Annotated in this window: 16 protein-coding genes; 10 read left to right on the top strand and 6 right to left on the bottom strand. The window is 51.8% G+C overall.

The genetic code is table 11. The annotated features are described in order from the left end of the window. Nucleotides 1-172: 172 nt before the first annotated feature. Genes PCI15_RS04210 through djlA form a run of 3 tightly spaced genes read left to right on the top strand, consistent with a single transcriptional unit; the run spans nucleotide 173 to nucleotide 2,824 of the window. The gene (locus PCI15_RS04210) at nucleotides 173-1,222 is read left to right on the top strand and encodes an aminoglycoside phosphotransferase family protein (RefSeq protein WP_271273113.1); all 1,050 of its coding nucleotides are present in this window, start codon (nucleotides 173-175) and stop codon (nucleotides 1,220-1,222) included. Continuing rightward, complete coding sequence (murU, locus tag PCI15_RS04215; RefSeq protein ID WP_376787830.1) at nucleotides 1,219-1,923, top strand: N-acetylmuramate alpha-1-phosphate uridylyltransferase MurU; 705 nt, start codon at nucleotides 1,219-1,221, stop codon at nucleotides 1,921-1,923. The genes PCI15_RS04210 and murU overlap by 4 nt, the downstream gene beginning before the upstream one ends. Nucleotides 1,924-1,981: 58 nt before the next feature. Next, the gene (gene djlA, locus PCI15_RS04220) at nucleotides 1,982-2,824 is read left to right on the top strand and encodes a co-chaperone DjlA (protein WP_271273114.1); all 843 of its coding nucleotides are present in this window, start codon (nucleotides 1,982-1,984) and stop codon (nucleotides 2,822-2,824) included. Nucleotide 2,825: 1 nt separating this feature from the next. On the opposite strand, the gene PCI15_RS04225 is transcribed toward djlA, so the two are convergent. Next, nucleotides 2,826-4,067 carry a DUF3530 family protein gene (locus tag PCI15_RS04225; RefSeq protein WP_336296729.1) on the bottom strand — a complete coding sequence of 414 codons (1,242 nt, stop codon included), beginning with the start codon at nucleotides 4,065-4,067 and terminating at the stop codon, nucleotides 2,826-2,828. Here PCI15_RS04225 and rpe point away from each other — a divergent pair. The 3 genes from rpe to PCI15_RS04240 are packed head-to-tail and all read left to right on the top strand — an operon-like array spanning nucleotide 4,066 to nucleotide 6,478. After that, a complete protein-coding gene (rpe, locus tag PCI15_RS04230) occupies nucleotides 4,066-4,734 on the top strand; it encodes a ribulose-phosphate 3-epimerase (RefSeq protein ID WP_271273116.1) in 669 nt (222 codons plus the stop codon). The genes PCI15_RS04225 and rpe overlap by 2 nt on opposite strands. An 8-nt stretch (nucleotides 4,735-4,742) precedes the next feature. Continuing rightward, on the top strand, nucleotides 4,743-5,423 hold the full coding sequence (locus PCI15_RS04235) for a phosphoglycolate phosphatase (protein WP_271274578.1): 681 nt from the start codon (nucleotides 4,743-4,745) through the stop codon (nucleotides 5,421-5,423). 53 nt (nucleotides 5,424-5,476) lie between these two features. After that, a complete protein-coding gene (locus PCI15_RS04240; protein WP_271273117.1) occupies nucleotides 5,477-6,478 on the top strand; it encodes a CobW family GTP-binding protein in 1,002 nt (333 codons plus the stop codon). A 13-nt stretch (nucleotides 6,479-6,491) separates the two neighbouring features. On the opposite strand, the gene PCI15_RS04245 is transcribed toward PCI15_RS04240, so the two are convergent. From PCI15_RS04245 to PCI15_RS04260, 4 genes are all read right to left on the bottom strand, one after another. After that, a complete protein-coding gene (locus PCI15_RS04245; protein ID WP_271273118.1) occupies nucleotides 6,492-7,595 on the bottom strand; it encodes a saccharopine dehydrogenase family protein in 1,104 nt (367 codons plus the stop codon). Beyond that, nucleotides 7,592-8,239, bottom strand: a complete 648-nt coding sequence (locus PCI15_RS04250) for a DUF4166 domain-containing protein (protein WP_271273119.1) — start codon at nucleotides 8,237-8,239, stop codon at nucleotides 7,592-7,594. Before PCI15_RS04250 ends, PCI15_RS04245 begins: the two co-directional genes overlap by 4 nt. Continuing rightward, nucleotides 8,236-8,703: a DUF2269 family protein gene (locus PCI15_RS04255; RefSeq protein ID WP_271273120.1), complete on the bottom strand. Its 468-nt coding sequence runs from the start codon at nucleotides 8,701-8,703 to the stop codon at nucleotides 8,236-8,238. The genes PCI15_RS04250 and PCI15_RS04255 overlap by 4 nt, the downstream gene beginning before the upstream one ends. 267 nt (nucleotides 8,704-8,970) lie before the next feature. Then, nucleotides 8,971-9,498 carry a MarR family winged helix-turn-helix transcriptional regulator gene (locus PCI15_RS04260; protein ID WP_271273121.1) on the bottom strand — a complete coding sequence of 176 codons (528 nt, stop codon included), beginning with the start codon at nucleotides 9,496-9,498 and terminating at the stop codon, nucleotides 8,971-8,973. Between the two features lie 159 nt (nucleotides 9,499-9,657). Here PCI15_RS04260 and PCI15_RS04265 point away from each other — a divergent pair, with 159 nt between their 5' ends. The 3 genes from PCI15_RS04265 (at nucleotide 9,658) to PCI15_RS04275 (ending at nucleotide 12,702) form a co-directional block, all read left to right on the top strand. Beyond that, nucleotides 9,658-10,647 (top strand): glycine betaine ABC transporter substrate-binding protein, encoded by a 990-nt coding sequence (locus PCI15_RS04265; protein WP_271273122.1) that lies wholly within the window; start codon nucleotides 9,658-9,660, stop codon nucleotides 10,645-10,647. 113 nt (nucleotides 10,648-10,760) lie between these two features. Beyond that, a complete protein-coding gene (locus tag PCI15_RS04270; RefSeq protein WP_271273123.1) occupies nucleotides 10,761-11,648 on the top strand; it encodes an ABC transporter permease in 888 nt (295 codons plus the stop codon). Next, the gene (locus tag PCI15_RS04275) at nucleotides 11,641-12,702 is read left to right on the top strand and encodes a quaternary amine ABC transporter ATP-binding protein (RefSeq protein ID WP_271273124.1); all 1,062 of its coding nucleotides are present in this window, start codon (nucleotides 11,641-11,643) and stop codon (nucleotides 12,700-12,702) included. Before PCI15_RS04270 ends, PCI15_RS04275 begins: the two co-directional genes overlap by 8 nt. A 54-nt stretch (nucleotides 12,703-12,756) precedes the next feature. On the opposite strand, the gene PCI15_RS04280 is transcribed toward PCI15_RS04275, so the two are convergent. After that, complete coding sequence (locus PCI15_RS04280; RefSeq protein ID WP_271273125.1) at nucleotides 12,757-13,689, bottom strand: LysR family transcriptional regulator; 933 nt, start codon at nucleotides 13,687-13,689, stop codon at nucleotides 12,757-12,759. 178 nt (nucleotides 13,690-13,867) lie between these two features. Here PCI15_RS04280 and PCI15_RS04285 point away from each other — a divergent pair, with 178 nt between their 5' ends. Then, the gene (locus PCI15_RS04285; protein WP_271273126.1) at nucleotides 13,868-16,294 is read left to right on the top strand and encodes a GcvT family protein; all 2,427 of its coding nucleotides are present in this window, start codon (nucleotides 13,868-13,870) and stop codon (nucleotides 16,292-16,294) included. Nucleotide 16,295: the final 1 nt, after the last annotated feature.

Raw genomic sequence — 16,295 nt, forward strand, 5'->3', positions numbered from 1 at the left:
AAGGTAAGTAAATATGAAGATTGTCTTTTAAAGGGCATCCGGCCTATCCATTCTACAGCGGAAAAATGTGCTTCGATTTTGTTTATCGCCAAACCGTTATTTCGAGTAATATACGCACTAAAGCGCTGAATGATAAAACATTCCGGCGCATCTATGCTAGAGGATTAAAATTATGGGTCAACGATTGGCCGGGTTGCGTGCCTGGGTGGTCGACATTTGTGCGGCATCGGGAATTGATCTGGCGTCAGACTGGCAGTGCCAGCCGGTGTCGGGCGATGCGAGCTTTCGGCGTTACTTTCGGCTGATCAGTGGTCAGCAAAGCTGGATTCTGATGGATGCTCCGCCGGAAAAAGAAGCCAGCCTGCCCTTTGTTAAGATTGCCGACAGCTGGTACAGCCAGGGTATAAAGGTTCCACAGGTCATTGCCGCTGATTTATCGCTTGGATATATGCTGTTAAGTGATCTGGGGGATGAGCAATATCTGCCACACCTGAATGATAGCTCTGCTGATGACTTATATACCCGCGCACTGGATGAGTTGCTGCTGATCCAGAAAGCGACCGACGTTGCCGGCTTCCCGCTGCCTGAATATGACGAAGCCTTGTTGCAGCGGGAAATGGCCCTGTTCCATGACTGGTTTCTGCAGGACTTGCTGGGGCTGACAATCAAGCCGGGTGTGGAACATCTCTGGCAAGAAGTCTGTGCGCAGCTGGTGAACAGTGCCCGGGCACAGCCGCAGGTTGCCGTGCACCGGGATTACCATAGCCGGAATCTGATGGTATGCGGTGACTCGCTGGGTGTGATTGATTTTCAGGACGCCGTTATTGGCCCGGTGACCTATGATCTGGTGTCATTGCTGCGGGACTGTTATATCGCCTGGCCGGATATCAAGGTTTATGGCTGGGTGGATCAGTACGGAGCTCAGCTGGAAGCTGAAGGTGTACTGGAAAGCTTCGACCGTACCGAATTCTATTACTGGTTTGATCTGATGGGGGTGCAGCGTCACCTTAAAGCCAGCGGTATTTTTGCCCGGCTGAAACTGCGTGACGGTAAAGACGGCTATCTGGCGGATATTCCCCGAACCCTGCATTACATCATCCGGGTCTGTTCGCGGTATCAGGACCTGTTGACGTTTGCTGCCTGGCTCAACGAAGTGGTGGTCCCGGCAATGTATGCCTCTGAGCACTTCGATACAGCACTGCTGGATAAGTGGTTTAAATGATGCGCGGGATGATTCTGGCGGCAGGGCTGGGTACCCGGATGCGTCCGCTGACACTGACGACGCCCAAGCCGCTGATCAAAGTAGCCGGTAAAGCGCTGATTGAATATCATATTGAGCGTCTGGTGGCGGGCGGGATCACTGAGCTGGTGATCAACCATGCCTGGCTGGGTGAACAGCTGGAACGCGCGCTGGGTAACGGTGAACCTTATGGTGCCGGGATAGTCTACTCGCCGGAGTCTGACGCACTGGAAACCGGTGGTGGTATTTTTCAGGCTTTGCCGCTGGTGTCGCCACAAGAGGAACCGTTTGCGGTCATCAACGGTGATGTCTTTACGGATTATCCGACGAAGTCACTGCTGGCGGCGCAGGCCCGTCTGGATGCCAGCGGTGCGCTGGCGCATCTGGTGATGGTGAATAACCCTGAGCACAATCCTGACGGCGATTTTATACTGACGGGAGGTAATGTTAGCGAAGGGGATGGGGAACGGTTAACGTTCAGCGGTATCAGTATTTTATCCCCACGCTTATTCGTCGGTTGTCAGTCGGGTAAGTTTGCGCTGGCACCGTTACTGCGTGAAGCAATGGCTAAAGGTCTGGTGAGCGGCGAACACTATGCCGGTTACTGGCGGGATATAGGCACAATTGAGCGGTTGCAGGCGGTTGAAAAAGATTTAACAGGCAATCATATAACTGCTGAGTAACTTTTTGCGTCCCTGGTTTAGGGGCGTGACGACATCTATTTAATTTGGGAAGTAGCGAATGGCATTCGATGCACAGCGTTCCGGTGAAAACTTCGGACAAATGATCCGAAACAACAGTACGGCTCTGGTGATTGGCGGGCTGATTGGTCTGATGTCCGGTGGTTTGTTCGGGCTGTTGCTGGGCGGTGCGATCGGTGTTGCCCTCTCCAAGGGGCTGAAGAATCTGCTGGGCAATGCACTGAATCCTCAGGATGCTTTTTTTAAAGCCACTTTTTCTGTGATGGGAAAGCTGGCGAAAGCCGATGGCCGGGTGAGCCAGGAAGAAATTCAGTACGCCCGTGATGTGATGAACCGTATGGGGCTGAGCAGCGAGCGGCAAAAGCAGGCGATTGAGCTGTTTACCCGGGGTAAAGATGAACACTTCGATATTGCTGATGTATTACGGCCATTAAGTGCGCTGATACGTTACCGGGTGCCGCTGAAACTGATGTTTGTCGAGATTCAGCTGCAGGCCGCGATGGCGGATGGGCAGGTAAGTGAAGCGGAGCTGGCAATTATCCGCGAGGTCTGTGCCCTGTTGCATATGTCGCAGGCGGAAATGGCCGCGCTAATGGCCAGAATGCAGTCTCAGTTTTCATATCAGCAACACAGTTATCAGTCCCATCAGCATGGCTCAGTGTCTCAGGCGACTCTGCTGAAAGAAGCGTATGGCGTGCTGGGGGTGTCAGAAGATGTCAGTGATGCGGAGCTGAAGAAAGCCTACCGCCGCCTGATGAGTCAGCATCATCCCGATAAGCTGGTGGCGAAAGGGCTGCCGGAAGAAATGATGCAACTGGCCAAGGAAAAGACCCAGGAAATTCAGTCCGCCTATGACCGTATCCGTCAGGCCCGGAAAAACTGAATCAGCCCCCGGGCATCAGCTGCATGGCTTTTTCCGTTTCCAGCCGGCCTTTGGTGGTTCTGGCAAAATCCGCGTCGATGATGTTAGTTTTCAGGATGCCGCGGACTTTTTTCGCCAGCCATTGCTGTTCACGTTTGCTGTCATCCGGGCGCTGATTAATTTTTATCTGACGGTAGTCCGGCAGTTTACTGCGCATACTCAGGCGCAGCCTGTGTCTGGCCTGTGCTTTACTGAACTCGCTGTTTTCAAAATACAGATCAAGAACCGTCTCGCTGTCCAGCAGGGGGATCAGTTCGCTTAGCTGTGGGGCCGACGGGTCGTCAGGCTGACGCGGGTCGATCATCAGCAGGCGGATGTTTTGCTCGTCCTGCGCCTGGGCGATATAGGCTGCTGCCCACACTGCGCCGGTGCCAATACCTATTATAATCTGCCGGTTCTGTTCCCGGTCAGTTAACTGTGTACTGGCGGCAATGGCAATTCTGGTGAGCTGGTCAATATAAGGCTCTTTGGGAGGGCTCTCTTCTTTGGCCATGCTGTTTGTCATGGTATCGCCTGACATGGCGGATTCTGTCATCGCCGCTTCAGTGGCTGCAGCTTCTGCCAGTCCGGTGTCATCTGCGGAGCCGGTTTCGGTGCCATCACCGGAACCTGACGGTACCGAAGCTTGCATCATTCGCTCCGGAACAGGCGCCGGGTTCGGGTCGGGTAACGCCACCGATAAGGTTGCCCAGCCCTGATCGCTCAGGGTCAGCCGTAGCGGTCGGATGATGTCCGGCCAGTCCGGGGTAGCCATGCTGCCGTGAAACAGGATGATCCCGCCATAGGATTCGGTAATGCCGCTGGGCATGAACAGGCTCAGTTGGGTTTCTTTGTCAGTTTTCAGCCAGATAATTTCAGTTTCCGGAGACTGTTCCTGTGCCAGCGCGGCAGCCCGTTGGGCGGCCGGGTTAGGAATACTGCGGGGGACGCGCTTTGTTTCACCTGCTTCGGACATGCTGTCACCCTGCTGGGTGTCAGACATTTCTGTCATGCCGGCGGCGCCATTATTTTCTTCAGCCTGTGCCGTAAAGGGGATAAACGCACAGTATGACAGCAGCGAACCGCATATAAGTTGCCGGAGTCCGGTAGGCCAGCGGTGTGTTAAAGAGTTTTCAGTTGTCTGCACAGGCTGCTTTCGTGTTGTGTTTAGATGTTCCGACAGTACAATAGGCGCCATTATTATTTCAAGAGTTGCGACTGCCATGGCCGATTTTAAGATTGCTCCTTCTATATTATCAGCAGATTTTGCCCGCCTGGGCGAAGAAGTTGAAAATGTACTCGCTGCGGGTGCGGATTACGTACATTTTGATGTGATGGACAATCACTATGTTCCAAACCTGACAATTGGCCCTATGGTATGTAAGGCGCTGCGTGATTATGGCATTACCGCCCCGGTTGACGTGCATCTGATGGTACGTCCTGTGGACCGTCTGATCGGAGATTTCATCGATGCCGGTGCCAGCATCATTACTTTCCATCCGGAAGGTTCTGATCACATCGACCGTTCGCTGCAGATGATCCGTGATGGTGGTTGTAAATCCGGTCTGGTATTCAACCCGGCAACTCCGCTGCACTACCTTGATCATGTGATGGATAAGGTGGATATGATCCTGCTGATGTCTGTTAACCCGGGTTTTGGCGGTCAGAAATTCATCCCTTCGACGTTGGATAAGCTGCGTCAGGTACGCGAGCGTATTGATGCCAGTGGCTATGACATCCGTCTGGAAGTGGACGGCGGCGTGGGCATTGGTAATATCCGTGAAATTGCCCAGGCTGGTGCGGATACCTTTGTGGCCGGTTCTGCCATTTTTAATACGGATGACTATCAGGCAACGATCACCAAAATGCGTGAAGAACTGGCGCAGGCATAACGGCGGTGATGAAATCCCTGTTTGCCGGGCAGTTACCGGCGCTGGTGCTGTTTGATTTTGATGGCACCCTGATAGATTGCCTGCCGGATCTGGCAGCAGGGATTGACCGGATGCTGGCGGATCTGGACCGGCCTCCGGCCGGCGAAGACAAAGTCAGCTGCTGGATCGGTAACGGAGCAGCGGTACTGGTTCGCCGGGCATTGCTGGACCGTTACGATATTTTTGACAGTGAGCCGGATGCCCTGGCAGAGCAGGCGCTGGAACTGTTTCTTCAGCACTATGGTGACGTGAGCGGCCAGCAAAGCCGTTTATACCCCGGGGTGGGAGCTTGCCTTGAAGCGCTGGCCAGCCTGAATATCCCGATGGGGCTGGTGACCAATAAACCCCTGCCTTTTACAGAACATCTGCTGCAGCAGTTCGGCCTGACACAGTATTTTGAACTGGTGCTCGGTGGCGACTGTTTAGCGGAAAAGAAACCGCATCCCTTACCTTTGCTGCATGCGATGAAGGTGCTGAATGCATCGCCATCACAAACTCTGATGGTGGGTGATTCAGCGAACGATATACTGGCAGCCAAAGCGGCAGAGTGTCCGGTGGTCGCTGTTAGCTATGGTTTTAACCATGGCAAGTCTGTTGCTGAATATCAGCCGGATCTGATTCTCGACAGCCTGGCTGATTTAGCCGGCTGATCCATTCTTTACCGTTCAGTGGTCTGCAGATCCTTTCTTCGGAGCTTATTTGTATGCAGTTTAATGCGATTCCTACCAATGTAATTACCGGTTTTCTGGGGGTAGGCAAAACCACCGCCATACAGCACCTGCTGGCAAACAAGCCGGATAATGAGCGCTGGGCCGTACTGGTTAATGAGTTCGGTGAAGTCGGCATCGATGCCAGCATGATGGGGGAGGACGCCGAAGACGGCATATTTATGCGGGAAGTGCCGGGCGGCTGCATGTGCTGTACCGCAGGTTTACCTATGCAGATGGCGCTTAACCAACTGATTCAGCGGGCAAAACCTGACCGTTTGCTGATCGAGCCTACCGGCCTTGGGCATCCCGAGGAAGTGCTCGCCAGCCTGCGAAGTGCTGAATACAGTGATGTGATTCAGTTGCAGGCAACCCTTACCCTTGTGGATGCCCGCAAGCTGTCTGACCCGGACTATACCGCGGATGAAACCTATCAGCAGCAGATCCGGGTTGCAGACTGCATCATTGCCCATAAAAGTGATTTATATGAAGCAGATGAACTGCAACAGTTAAATACCTATCTGGCGCAGCAACAGATTACTGAGAGGCCGGTTTATCCGGTAGCGCATGGCCGGTTACAGCGGCAATGGCTGAATGCTCCCTGCCACTGGCAACCGCAGCCTGAAACTAAAGCTCAGCATTCTCATGGTCACGGTCATGGCGATGTGTTTGCTGCTACACCGGATATGCCGGCAGAAGGCTATCTGCGTAAAGATAATAAAGGTGACGGTTATTTCAGCAGCGGCTGGATTTTTCAGCCGGATTTTGAATTCGACTTTATCACGCTGGAGTCCATTCTGATGGGCATAGAAGCTGAACGGGTCAAAGGCGTGTTTATCACCGATGAAGGGATCTTTGCCTTTAACATCGTTGACGGACTGATGAGCAGTACCGCACTGGATGAGGTGTATGACAGCCGTATTGAAGTGATCGGCCGGAATCCTTCCGCATGGCAGACCCTGGAGTCTGACTTGCTGGCTGCCAGCCAGCGACTGTAGTCGGATAAGCGCCTTACTCTGTTACCGTCCAGGAAATATCCAGCTCGCTCAGGGCGTTCAGGTATTCATCCAGGCTGATCAGTCCGATACAGGCCTGAGCGCCGCGCTGTGTTAATCCGCCTGTCAGTAACTTTCGGGTCAGTAAAATGGCGGGCATACAGGGAATAAAAGGGCCATCGCCGGACCGGGCCGTCAGTTCAAAACAGATTTGCCTGGCATCACCGTTATGATCAGTACCGCTCAGTTGCATATGAAAGCCGCTGTTGGCGGTGCCCAGCCAGTCAAACAGAAATGACAGCCGCAGTAAGAGCGGTGCTGAACCGCTCAGGTTTCTGATCAGACCGCCCCGCACGCCCCAGGAAAGCAGCCAGAGAGCAATGTGAATCAGCGGGATTTCCAGGCCGGCATAAAAGCGTATGTTTCTGAGGCCGGGATAACGCTCCGGAAATAACGTCAGGTCGGGAATGTCGCAGTTACCCAGTAACCGCCAGCCCAGTTGTGGGTATTTTCTGATTCTGAGTCCCTGCCAGCCAAAAATTGTATCTGGCTTGCCCGCGGTGAGTGTCTTCACCGGTTGGCCGGTATAGCCCAGAATGGCGGCTGTGGTTGCCAGTCCCCGGGTGGTTTTCTGAGCAGTGGTAATGCCGTAGTCGAGACTCTCCAGATGGCTGAATTCAGGTAAGTATTTATCGACGATTGCTGATGTTAACCCGGGCACTGAACTGGCCCCGCTGACAACCAGTACATCATTTTCCCGGGCAGCGCTGTTCAGGGTGGCGATACTGCTGACAAATTCCCGGCCATCGGCCAGATCGATATAATGCGCGCCGCAGTCAATGCAGGCCTGAGCGACGTCGTAGCCCTGTTTTTGGAAAGGCCCTGATGTGTGTATGACAATGTCCGGTTTAAGGTGCATTAGGTGCTTTTGTAACGGTTCACGGATATCTAACCGGTAACTCTGCATGGGAACGTCGTTCGGTAATTCCCTGATCAGCGCTTCTGCTTTTTCTGCCGAGCGGCCGGCAATGGTTAGCTGAATCCCGGTTTCTTTGGCAATTGTCTGACTGATAAAGCGGCCAAAGTTGCCGTAACCGCCGATGATAAGTATATGTTTCATAAGTTCACTGATCCTTTTATGCCGGCAGTGTCAGGTAACTGGCTGATCATGAACTCACCTTCGTACTGGTAGAGTTTTCCCCACCAGGGGTGGGATATATGCATACACATTGCAAACCGGTTTTCATCCAGCGCCCATTCTTCCGCATACCCTTTACCGATCAGCCAGGTCACAGGTAAAGGAATTCTGAGCTTTCCCAGACAGACTGCGTAGCCATGGTGCTTCAGTTTTACCTTCCGGTTTTCCCACGAGTAACGCAAAAGCCAGCCTATATGGCCGGACATTCTTTCGATCATCAGGTTGTCTTTAATGGGTTCCATTGCAGAGACAAACCGGTACTGAGGGCGGTTCTTAAATCGGAAAGTACGCTCAAACCGGAAGTGGTTGTTATGTGCTGAGCTGTAAAAGTCGACGGTGATCGGCACATGCGTTTCACTGTGAGGCGGGATGCCTTTAAGCCGCCAGAGCAGCCCGGCGATCAGTTTTAATGGCCGCGCGCACCAGACATTAATGGTACCTGTTACCCGGGTATGATCATTGGAGTAGGGTCTGTTGAGGTAATGTTTATGCATCACCGCCGGAAGCTGAGGCCATTGTTCAGCAAAAATATGACTGAACACCGGTTGGCTGTTATCGGTATTCATACGGGCTTGAGCACCATCAGGAAAAAGATCAGAAGAATACTGATAAATGCAGGTATACCCAGTGCTATCCACCAGTGAAAGAGTGTTTTATGGTTAGCAGGCAAAGGATTACCGGTGGCATGGGCAGCATTAAGCTGCTGCTTCAGCATGATCTGAATTCTCACGACAGGTAACCAGCAGAGGCCGATAAGCAGATACAGGACATAACTTGTCAGCAACCATCCGGCATTCCAGTTATAGCCTGCCTGAGATATCAGCCAGATGCCGGATATCGGTTGGAATATCGCCGCCGGGAGTGTGAACAGGTAGTCAGCCAGTACCGTGTTCCGGGCCGCAAAAAGCCTGGCCCGGGAATCGCTGCTGAAATAACTGCGAAACATGAAGAACGCAATTCCGGCACCGGTACCGAACAGAACAGCGGCACTCAGGATATGCAGTGTTTTTACAGTAAGGTAAAGAGACATCAGATAACTGATCCTTCAGTTAAAGCCTGAGTTTGCACTTTAGCAGATTCCTAAAGCAATTAAATACGCGGGCCTGCGTTTGGTGAAACGGAGAGGGGTGAAGCTTTTTAGGGATAAATCAGAAGCCCGTGGAGGTTTATTCTGAATTTAAAAATCATTTGGAAAAATGGCCTGAAACGTCTGTTTGAGAGGCTTTTGGTTAGTTTTTCATTGTCGCAAAGCGTCACCTTTTTGCCTTTTTGCGGCACACTATTTTTGTTTTGAACTCTAATCTTCTGCGGCTCTTGTCTGCTTCTCAGTGTTGTTAAGGATGGTGTCCTTGGCAGGGGCGCCTATGTCTAACAGCGGCGAGGCATCTAGGCTCTCGGCGTCCATCATGCTGGCGACACGTTGCAGAGATGACAAAATCTGAGTCTGTTCCCAGCTCTCAAGGCTTTCCAAACGGTCGATAAATGCCTCATGTAACAAGGGTGGCGCTGTTTCCAATACTTCGATACCTTGTTTGGTAAGGCGGGCGTTCACGATACGTCTGTCGCTGGCGCTGCGTACCCGTTCCACCAGTTGCCGGTCTTCCAGCCGGTTCAGAATGGTTGTAACGGTTGCCTGACTGAGGGATACGTCAACCGACAGACGCCTGACAGTGACGTCGCCGAGATTTTTAATCGCTCTTAAAACCATTACCTGAGGAATTGTCAGACCACAGCTTTTAGACACACGTTTAGACTGCAAATCAGTTGCGCGGATAATTCGGCGCAGTGCGATCAGAACTTCTTGCCAGTGTGTTGATTCATTCATTATTAATTTCAACCAGTTAGTAAGGATGACATAAAGTAATGGCCTCATTATATGACAAAATGAATAAAGGTTTGAACTCTAAATATTAGAGTTGTAAGATGAATTTCAGGCATATTATAAAACAATAACATTAGCCCGATTTTATGGGACGGAGATATCATGAAAACACTGTTAGCAGCTGTACCATTGGTAATTGCAAGTTCACTGACACAGGCCGCCGACTGCGGCACCGTTACTATCGCTGAAATGAACTGGGCCTCAGCGGAGTTCGCTGCCAATCTGGATAAAATTATTCTTGAAGAAGGTTACGGATGTAGCGTCGAGTTAATCCCGGGATCAACCGTAACCTCCTTTGCATCCATGGAGTCTAAAGGTCAGCCGGACATCGCGCCGGAACTGTGGGCCAACGCATTTTTCGATCGTATTGATGCAGCTGTAGAAAAGGGTGACATCGTTCGTGGTCCGCGTCTGATTACCGATGCTGCAGAAGGCTGGTTCATTTCTAAGGCTGTCGCTGATGCGCATCCGGAAATCAAAACCGTTCAGGACGTTCTGAACAATCCTCAGTTATTCCCAAGTAAAGAAGATCCGAATGTTGGTCAGTTTATGACCTGTCCTGCCGGCTGGGCGTGCCAGATCGCATCTAACAACCTGGCTAAGCCGTCTGCATATGACTTTGCCAAGCATAACTTTACCGTCGTTGATCCGGGTTCCGCTGCGGGTCTGGACGGTTCGATTGCTAAGTCTTATGACCGCGAAGAAGCATGGTTTGGTTACTACTGGCAGCCAACTGTACCTATCACCAAGTATGAGCTGAAGAAGCTGGATTTCGGTGTTGAGTACGACAAAACGCACTGGGATGAGTGTATCGTTAACGAAACCTGTGCTGAGCCAAGAAAGTCTGATTACACACCTTCCGATGTAATGACTGTTGTGGTGTCTGAGTTTGCTAAATCACATCCTGAAGAAATGAAGTACCTGAACACCCGTTCTTATGATTCCAATATGGCGGGCCAGGTAATCGTTTACATGGATGATAACCAGGCAAACGGTGAAGACGGTGCTTACTACTTCCTGCAGAACTTTGAAGATGTATGGACTAAGTGGGTACCTGCAGACGTAGCTGAAAAAGTTAAAGCTGCACTGTAATACCGCACAACTGTTATACACATAATAAGAATCGCAGGCAGGGTCACAGTGAGTAATATTTCAAAGTACTCACTGTACCTTCGGAACCCTGCCTTCCTGATAAGGAGCAAAAAATGAGCTGGTCTGACTTCCCGAGTATGTCGAGAGGCGATCTGCGCAGCATGCGCAAAGCTATCGACGATAGTTTCCGTGAGTTTACCCAGGCTTACGGTGAAACACTCGAATCCTTTTTCGATCCACTGTTAACCTTTCTGGTCTGGAGCGAAAAAATCCTGCTGAATTCTCCGTGGCCTCTGGTCATTTTCGCGATAGCTGGCCTTGCTTATTTAGGTAGCCGAAGCTGGAAACTGGTCGTCGGCGTCATTGTTGCTTTCAGTGTTATCGGTTATCTCGGTATGTGGGAAGATACGATGAGTACGCTCAGTATCATTACCGTCTGTACCATTGTTGCAATCGCAATCGGTATCCCGCTGGGTATCCTCATGGCGCGCTCCAATAAGGTGCAGGCTGTGGTGACCCCGATACTTGATATCATGCAGACCATGCCGAGTTTCGTATATCTGATTCCGGTTGTTATGCTGCTGGGTATCGGTAAAGTGCCGGGCCTGATTGCAGTAATCATTTATGCGCTGCCCCCTATCGTTCGTCTGACTAACCTGGGTATCCGTCACGTAGACCCGGATGTTGTGGAAGCGGCTAACGCTTATGGTTGTACCTCCTGGCAGAAGCTGAAGAACGTTCAGATTCCACTGGCATTACCTTCTATCTTTGCCGGTGTGAACCAAACCATCATGATGGCGCTGTCTATGGTTGTAATCGCCTCTATGATCGGTGTAAAAGGTCTGGGTCAGCCAGTACTGAAGGCGATCACCAACCAGTATTTCTCTATGGGTTTATTAAACGGTCTGGCGATCGTAGCCATTGCAATTATTTTTGACCGGGTTTCGCAGCAGTACGGTTTACGTATTCAGAAACATCGCGAAGGAGGTCACGGTGTCTGATAAAGAAGTTAAAATTCGCATTGAAGGGCTGTCGAAGATTTTCGGCGCCAACCCTAAATCGGTTGTTCCGCATGTGCAGCAGGGTATCAGCAAGCCTGATCTGCTGAAGAATCATAAGCATGTACTGGGTCTGGATAACATCAACATGGACCTGCATGATCATTCGATTGAGGTGATCATGGGGCTGTCAGGCTCGGGTAAGTCGACGCTGATCCGTCACATTAACCGCCTGATTGATCCGACAATCGGTAATATCATCGTGGACGGCGAAAACGTCTGCGAAATGAACGAAAGCCAGCTGCGTGAATTCCGCCAGACAAAAACGGCGATGGTATTCCAGAAGTTCGCGCTGTTACCGCACCGTACCGTGATTGAAAACGTTAAATTCGGTTTGCAGATGCAGAGAAAAGACTCTGCCTTCATTACTGAAAAATCACACTATTGGCTCGAGCGTGTAGGCCTTAAGGGCTTCGAGAAGCATTATCCGGCACAGCTGTCCGGTGGTATGCAGCAGCGGGTTGGTCTGGCACGGGCACTGGCCTGTGATGCTGATATCCTGATGATGGATGAAGCATTCTCGGCACTGGATCCGCTGATCCGTTCCGATATGCAGGATATCCTGCTGGAACTTCAGGTTGAGCTGAAGAAGACCATCGTCTTCATCACCCACGATCTGGATGAAGCACTGAAGATCGGTGACCGGATTGCCATCCTGAACGATGGACGTCTGGTACAGCAGGGCCCGGCTCAGGATATCCTGATGAACCCGGCCGATGATTACGTGGAACGCTTTGTTGCTGACGTAAACCGTACCCGTGTGTTACTGGCGAAGTCGATTATGTCGGCGCAGGTACCGACGGATATCAGTCATAGCGATACCGTGGTTGTCGGGCAGGATGATACGGTTCAGGAAGTTCTGCACCAGATGCTGACTGAAGATGCCCTGCAGGTTGTGGTGGCGGATGAAGACGGCCAGCATGTTGGCAGTATCGATACTGATACTCTGGCCGAAGCGGTCAGCCATCAGGTTGAAGAAGAAAAAACCACTACCTGATCCGGGTGAGTGGTCAGAAAGGCTGCCTTCGGGCGGCCTTTTTTGTATCTGCAATTATCGGTGTTCGAGCATGTCCGGCTGGCTGCTGGTGGCCAGTTTTTCAGCCAGCCACTGTTGTAGCAGTTCAGCATTACGGCTGACAATCCGGGACGGTTCACACAGTAATACATAGCCATAGCCGTTCAGCCCGTGGTCAAAGGGGCTGACCAGCAAACCGTTATCCAGCTCGCTGCGCATCAGTTCATCTGCCAGCATCCATCCCTGGCCATCAATGGCCGCCTGCACCCGAACATTGGCATCGCTGAGGGTACGCCGGGGGTTGATCAGCGCGTCATCCTGTTCCTCAAACCATTCCGTCCAGAAATCCTGAGTCCGGTCTTCGCATAATAAAGTGATATCGCACCATGGCGGTTGCAACATTGCTTCGCGGGGCAGTTTCACCTGCGCGTTATACCCGAGCTTTTCCAACAGTGCCGGGCTGCAAACCGGAAACATGGGCATGGTGGCCTGCATGATTCTGTCCGGGCCTGAGCTCTGTTTTGAGGGGCTCCAGCGCAGGGCCATATCCACATCCGGAAGTTTGAAGTCAGCAGAATTTACGGTGTGCTGAAGCATAATTGATACATTCGGATAACGTTCATTAAAGCCGGCAATATTGGCTGATAACCAGCGCACTGCAACATAAGTGGTAACGGCCACGGTAACCTGGCTGTTGTGGTCCGTTTTTAGCGATTCGAAACTCTGGCGCAGCTCGGTGAAAACCTGTTGGGTGCTTTTTAACAGGCTCTGTCCGGCTTCTGTCAGGTAGACCTGACGGGTAGCCCGGCGAAACAGTGCGCAGCTGAGCTGGTCTTCCAGTTTTCGGATCTGATAGCTGACCGCACCCTTGGTCAGGCAAAGCTCATCGGCTGCCAGGCTGAAACTCAGGTGCCGGGCAGCGGCTTCGAAAACCTTTAATGCGTCGAGTGGTGGCAGGTCATGTTTCATCGGCTGGCCAGTAATTACAGTTTAATTTTATTGAACCATATAACAATTTTTTCGGTTTGTCAGTGATCACTTTCTCAGAGAATATCAGGGTAAGACACATAACTGCACAAACTGTCTTTTGGGTCGGACACGTCACGTATCACCCCCGGACAGACTAAAAATAAGAAGGATTTGCTGTATGAGTGAAGCGATTAAAAGCCACGCTAAAGTCGTGGTAATCGGTGGCGGTATCGCCGGTTGTTCGACCCTGTATCACCTGACACAGGAAGGCTGGACGGACGTAGTTCTGGTGGAACGTGATGAACTGACATCCGGTTCCACCTGGCATGCGGCAGCTCAGGTAACTCAGTTTGGTGGTAACCAGACAATGATTGGCCTGAAGCGCCACAGTATTAATCTCTACCGTGAACTGGCGGCTGATCCTGAACATCCGATTTCCTATCACATCACCGGGGGGATGCGTACGGCTTACACTCAGCAACATATAGATACTTATAAGCACTATGTGGGCATGGCGAAAAGCATGGGTGTTGAGATGGAGTTTATCGATGCTGCAGAAGCCGGCCGTCGCCACCCGCTGATCAACACTGATGGTTTACTGGGGGCCTGGTGGGATCCGCTGGATGGTGATATCGATCCGGCAGGCCTGACGTTTGCGCTGGCCCGTAAAGCCCGGGAAGCCGGTGCTAAGGTGTATCGCTTTAACCCTGTGGAAAACATCACCCGTAAGCCGAACGGCGAATTCATTGTGCATACCGCTAAAGGGGATATCACCTGTGAAATGGTGGTGAACGCCACCGGTTACCGGGTGAACGAAGTGGGCCGAATGCTGGGGGTTGAACATCCGGTCACGTCGATGGAACATATGTATTTCCTTACCGATACCATTGCAGAGCTGGAAGCCATGGATAAGCGGGTACCGATTATCCGTGACCCGGGCGATGATTTTTATTCCCGTCAGGAAAAGAATGGCCTGTTGGTCGGGGTCTATGAGCAGGGCTGTAAAACCTTCGGTATGCATGGCATCGATCCGCACTTTACCCAGGCGCTTTGCCCGTCAGATCTGGACCGTTGTCTGGACAACATGGAACGTATTTTTGAACGCATGCCGTGCCTGACCGAAACCGGCATTCATACCGTCGTGAACGGGCCAATTACCTATACTATTGACGGCATGCCGCTGATCGGACCTGTACCGGGGGTGCCGAACGCATTCTGCGCCATCGGCTTGCGGGCGGGGATCGGTGAAGGCGGTGGCCACGGTAAGATTCTGGCAGAACTCATGGTACACGGTGAAAGTGAGTGGGACGCATGGTGTCTGGACCCCCGCCGGTTTACTCAGTATGCCAATACGGAACATACCTGTCTGAAAGCCATTGAGGATTATCAGAACGAATTTCACTATCACCAGCCTCATGAACACCGTCCGGCAGCGCGTCTGGCGCGGACAACGCCGTTGTATCCGGTACTGGATGCAAAAGATGCTGCCTGGGGCGTGGTCAATGGCTGGGAGCGGGCGCTTTTCTTCAAGCCCGATGCTGATTTTGTGGATGAACACGGTTACCGGTTTAATGCGACGAAAACTATCGTTGCGCAGGAAATTGCCAATCTGCAACAGAATGTTGGCCTGATGGAAGTCTCCGGCTTTAACCGTTATGAGATTAAAGGTGAGGGCGCTACCGCGTTTCTCGACCGGATGGTCTGTGGCAATCTGCCGAAAAAAGTGGGCAAGGTTGGCCTGTGTTATCTGCTCAATGAAAAGGGGCATCTGCTGGCGGAAGCCACCATTGCCAAATTGGATGAAGAACATTACTGGTACGGTTCGGCAGCGGCCGCTGAATGGCATGACCGTGACTGGCTGAATGCTTATAAGCCGGACACTGTCAGCCTGACCGAAATGACTGCCAGCCATACCATTCTGGTGGTGGCCGGGCCGAAGTCCCGTGAGTTATTACAGTCTTTATCGCCCCGCTGTGACTGGTCGAAAGACGCCATGCCATGGATGAGTGTGCAGGAGAAAACGCTGGGCCATGCAAAGATGACTGCGATGAGCGTGAGTTTCTCCGGCGAGTTAGCCTATGAGCTGCACATCCCGAATGAGCAATTGTATCTGGCCTGGAAACTGATTACAGAGGCCGGTGAGCCGTTTGGTCTGGGGCTGTTCGGGCTTTACGCCACCGAATCTATGCGGTTGGAAAAAGGCTATCGTCACTGGAAGGCGGATCTGATCTATGAGCGTAACCCGCTAGAGTCCTGTCTGGACCGGTTTGTAAATCTCGATAAGCCTGACTTTGTGGGTAAAGGTGCTCTGCTGGAAGAGCAGGCCCGGGGCCCGCAGAAATTATTTGTCAGCCTGGAAGTGAGTTGTGATTTTGCCCCGGCCCATTCCGGTGATTCCATCTACAGCGGAGATAATCTGATCGGTTCAGTCACTTCCGGCGGCTATGGCCACCGGGTTGAAAAGAATCTGGCTTATGCATTTGTAGACCCTGAGTTTGCTGCCATCGGCACGGAACTGAGCATTGATCTGTTGGGAGAAATGTATCCGGTTAAAGTGATTGAGCCTGGTCAGTACGATCCGGAAAATACACTGGTACGGGGGTAAT

Source organism: Aliamphritea hakodatensis (assembly GCF_024347195.1).
GTDB lineage: Bacteria > Pseudomonadota > Gammaproteobacteria > Pseudomonadales > Balneatricaceae > Amphritea > Amphritea hakodatensis.

Excerpts from the sequence above, each read along its gene's own strand:
- PCI15_RS04210 (WP_271273113.1), top strand. The coding sequence starts at position 173 with ATGGGTCAACGATTGGCCGGGTTGCGTGCCTGGGTGGTCGACATTTGT.
- murU (WP_376787830.1), top strand. The coding sequence starts at position 1,219 with ATGATGCGCGGGATGATTCTGGCGGCAGGGCTGGGTACCCGGATGCGT.
- djlA (WP_271273114.1), top strand. The coding sequence starts at position 1,982 with ATGGCATTCGATGCACAGCGTTCCGGTGAAAACTTCGGACAAATGATC.
- rpe (WP_271273116.1), top strand. The coding sequence starts at position 4,066 with ATGGCCGATTTTAAGATTGCTCCTTCTATATTATCAGCAGATTTTGCC.
- PCI15_RS04225 (WP_336296729.1), bottom strand. The coding sequence starts at position 4,067 with ATGGCAGTCGCAACTCTTGAAATAATAATGGCGCCTATTGTACTGTCG.
- PCI15_RS04235 (WP_271274578.1), top strand. The coding sequence starts at position 4,743 with ATGAAATCCCTGTTTGCCGGGCAGTTACCGGCGCTGGTGCTGTTTGAT.
- PCI15_RS04240 (WP_271273117.1), top strand. The coding sequence starts at position 5,477 with ATGCAGTTTAATGCGATTCCTACCAATGTAATTACCGGTTTTCTGGGG.
- PCI15_RS04245 (WP_271273118.1), bottom strand. The coding sequence starts at position 7,595 with ATGAAACATATACTTATCATCGGCGGTTACGGCAACTTTGGCCGCTTT.
- PCI15_RS04250 (WP_271273119.1), bottom strand. The coding sequence starts at position 8,239 with ATGAATACCGATAACAGCCAACCGGTGTTCAGTCATATTTTTGCTGAA.
- PCI15_RS04255 (WP_271273120.1), bottom strand. The coding sequence starts at position 8,703 with ATGTCTCTTTACCTTACTGTAAAAACACTGCATATCCTGAGTGCCGCT.
- PCI15_RS04260 (WP_271273121.1), bottom strand. The coding sequence starts at position 9,498 with ATGAATGAATCAACACACTGGCAAGAAGTTCTGATCGCACTGCGCCGA.
- PCI15_RS04265 (WP_271273122.1), top strand. The coding sequence starts at position 9,658 with ATGAAAACACTGTTAGCAGCTGTACCATTGGTAATTGCAAGTTCACTG.
- PCI15_RS04270 (WP_271273123.1), top strand. The coding sequence starts at position 10,761 with ATGAGCTGGTCTGACTTCCCGAGTATGTCGAGAGGCGATCTGCGCAGC.
- PCI15_RS04280 (WP_271273125.1), bottom strand. The coding sequence starts at position 13,689 with ATGAAACATGACCTGCCACCACTCGACGCATTAAAGGTTTTCGAAGCC.
- PCI15_RS04285 (WP_271273126.1), top strand. The coding sequence starts at position 13,868 with ATGAGTGAAGCGATTAAAAGCCACGCTAAAGTCGTGGTAATCGGTGGC.